The organism is Acidithiobacillus sp. TH-A35 (assembly GCF_057473505.1).
In genome coordinates this window covers 1-3,097 of sequence record NZ_JBYCKR010000090.1, presented here as the reverse complement: position 1 = coordinate 3,097, position 3,097 = coordinate 1, and the positions used below count along the sequence as shown (strand labels likewise).

3 protein-coding genes and 1 pseudogene are annotated in these 3,097 nt (G+C 64.4%); all 4 read right to left on the bottom strand.

From position 1 onward, the window contains the following. A partial coding sequence (locus AC2VNK_RS03435) for a type III pantothenate kinase (RefSeq protein WP_486882804.1) occupies positions 1–554 on the bottom strand: 554 nt, incomplete at its 3' end. After that, a complete protein-coding gene (locus tag AC2VNK_RS03430) occupies positions 551–1,492 on the bottom strand; it encodes a biotin--[acetyl-CoA-carboxylase] ligase (protein ID WP_291520629.1) in 942 nt (313 codons plus the stop codon). The genes AC2VNK_RS03430 and AC2VNK_RS03435, both read right to left, overlap by 4 nt. Next, on the bottom strand, positions 1,473–2,729 hold the full coding sequence (locus AC2VNK_RS03425) for a glutamate-5-semialdehyde dehydrogenase (protein ID WP_486882803.1): 1,257 nt from the start codon (positions 2,727–2,729) through the stop codon (positions 1,473–1,475). The genes AC2VNK_RS03430 and AC2VNK_RS03425 overlap by 20 nt, the downstream gene beginning before the upstream one ends. A 167-nt stretch (positions 2,730–2,896) precedes the next feature. Further along, a pseudogene (locus AC2VNK_RS03420) lies at positions 2,897–3,097 on the bottom strand (MFS transporter); the annotation flags it as partial.

The following is a 3,097-nucleotide window of genomic DNA, read 5'->3' as shown; positions in this document are numbered from 1 at the left end:
TGGATGACCCCGGCCTGAATGGCGCTGCTCGTGTCATTGCCCAGCATTTCCGCTGGGGTGTTCAGGACGACTTCGGGGAGGAGTGCCGTGCCTTCATGCAGACCGCGCAGGCTCATGGCGATACCCGGCAGGATACGTCCGCCCCTGAAATGTCCGCCAGCCAGCAGGTCGATAGTGATGGCGGTGCCCATGTCGATGACGATGCTGTCTTGTCCGGGGAAGTCCATGGCGGCGGCGAGCAGGCAGCAGCGGCGGTCAAAGCCGAGGCTTTCCGGCGGATGGTAGTCGTGCGGCACGATGCGGCGAAAAAAGCCGGGGTCGGGTTCGCGGACACCTGCTATGGATAAGGCTTCCCGCCAGGCGGTAAGCGCCGCAGGCACGACACCGCCCAGCGCGACGGGTTCCTGGTTACGCGCGCTGAGCCATGGTAAGCCGGGCTGCTGCAGGATTTCCGCGGGTGGCAGTGAAGTGGCCACGCTGACGCTGTCGAAATGCACGCCATCGCGGGTGCGCGCCAGCAGGGTGCGAGTATTACCGACGGCGATGAGGATCATGGATGTTGGGGCCGCAGGCTGACATCGCCGGCACTCAACCAGACCGTACCTGTATCCGTACAGGTTACCTGCAAGCGCCCGTCGAGGCCGAGGCCCAGCACCTGGGCCGCACGCACGCCCTGCGCGTCGCTGATCTGAACGGACTGACGGGTCAGGCGATCCGCCTTCTTCCACAGGGGCAGGAAGGGCGTGAAGCCCTCCTCCGCAAAACGCGCGAAGTCTTCCCGCCATTGGCGGAGAATAGCACCGGCGAGGGTGCTGCGGGTGACCCTGATGTCGAGATCGGCGAGGCTCACGGCAGTGGCGGGCAGACCGGGATCATCGTGGATGTTGAGTCCCAAACCGACCACCAGCCGGGTCTCTCCGTGGCGGCGCGGGCGGGCTTCGACCAGAATGCCCCCCAGCTTGCGCCCCCCCACCCAAAGATCATTGGGCCACTTGACCCAGAGATCGGGCAGGCGCGCCTGCAGCAGGGTGAACACGGACAGGGCGGCAACGATGGTTAGTGCCGCATTGACCGGGCTGTGCTGAGTCCAACCATAACTCAGGTAGAGATGGCGCCCGAAAGGTGAAGACCACTGGCGCCCGCGCCGCCCGCGCCCGGCCCACTGGCTCTCGCTCAGGCAGACGTCGACGCGGGTATCCTGCAACACTTCGGTATTGGTCGAGGCGCAGCACAGTGGCAGGTGGATATGCGCCGGGTCGATGCCGCCGATGTCGGCAATTTCCTGGGCGGAGAGGGGCGCGGCGGGATATTCCAGGTGCACGCCGCCATCCCGCGCATACAGGGGGAAGCCCCATTCGCCGGCCTCCGCCAGCAGCGCAGACTGAAGCCCGCCTGGATTATCGGCAGGCCAGGCATGGGGCACTCCATCGGCCACCGCCGTCAACAAGACCTGTAATGCCGTCGAAGGCGCGTCAGGAGCGGATATGGCCATCTCCCAGGACGATCCATTTCTGCAGGGTCAGGCCTTCCAGTCCTACCGGCCCGCGTACATGCAGGCGGTTGGTGGAGATGCCGATCTCTGCACCCAGACCGTATTCAAAGCCGTCGGCAAAGCGGGTGGAGGCATTGACCATGACGGAACTGGCATCCACCTCGCGCAGAAAGCGGCGGGCGTGGGTGTAATTTTCGGTGATGATGGACTCGGTATGCTGGGAGCCGTAACGGTGGATGTGCTCCATCGCGGCGTCGAGATCGTCCACCACTTTGACGGAAATGATCGGCCCCAGGTACTCGGTGGCGTAGTCCTCTGCGGTGGCGGCGATGGCACCGGGGATGCGGGGCAGGCCGCGTTCGCAGGCGCGAATCTCGATCCCCTTCTCCTGTAAAGCTGCGGCGATGGGGCCGAGCAGGTCATCCATCCGTTCCTGATGAATGAGCAGGCCCTCTGCCGTATTGCAGGTGCCGAGCCGCTGGGTTTTGGAATTGACGACCACTTTGAGCGCCTTGCGGGGATCGGCGTCGGCGTCCACATATACATGGCAGTTGCCATCCAGATGCATGATCACGGGTACGGTGGCTTCGGCCTTGATGCGGGCGATAAGGCCCTTGCCACCGCGGGGAATCACCACATCCACATGGCGATCCATGCTGATCAGGATACCCACGGCTTCGCGCTCAGCGGTGTTGACGTACTGCACCAGATCCAGGGGCAGGTTGGCCTTGCCGAGGGCAGCGCGCAGGCGCTCGGCGATGGCCAGGTTGCTGTGCAGGGACTCGGAACCGCCACGCAGGATGACGGCGTTACCCGATTTGACGCAGAGGCCGGCGGCATCGGCGGTGACGTTGGGGCGCGATTCGTAGATCATGGCGATCACGCCGAGAGGCGCACGCATATGTCCCACCTGGATGCCGCTGGGGCGGTAACGCAGGTCGGTGATCTCGCCCACGGGGTCGGGCAGGGCGGCTATTTCTTCGAGGCCTTTGGCCATGGCTTCGATACGGGCTTCGTCCAGACGCAGGCGATCAATGAAAGCATCATCTTTACCCGCTTCTTCGGCGCTGCGTAAATCTTTGCGGTTGGCGCGTTGCAGATTGTCGGCGTCGCGGCGCAAAAATTCCGCCATGGAGCGCAGGGCGCTGTCTTTGGCGGCGCTGTCCGCGCTTTGCAACCGGCGCTGGGCGCTGCGGGCGCGTTCACCGATTTTTTCCAGTTCGCTACGTAAATCCAAGATGGAGCCTCCTGTGCTGGGCTCGGGCCGGACGTGAGGGCAACGGAAAGCCCGCCGCTGATCCGTGCCGGGAAATGGCGCCCGCGTGGCTTAGCCCGCGCGGGTATTGTTTGTATTGTGCCGTTCCGGAGCCATTCCGGCAATCCGCAGGCAGAGACTGCGGGCATTCAAGACAGCCGCCAAGGGGTGCCGCGGTAGACCCAGGTGGTGAGGAGTGTGGTGGCGGCGATGGCGATACAGGCGGAAAAACCGAAGGCATAAGGGGCGCCGGCCTCTTCCCATATCCAGCCGAACAATAATCCCGCAGGGATCGCACTGATGCCGGTGGCCAGGTTGTACCAGCCAAAGGCCGTGCCGCGCTCGTCGCC

Coding starts and splice junctions, on each gene's coding strand:
- AC2VNK_RS03430 (WP_291520629.1), bottom strand. CDS start 1,492: ATGGCCATATCCGCTCCTGACGCGCCTTCGACGGCATTACAGGTCTTG.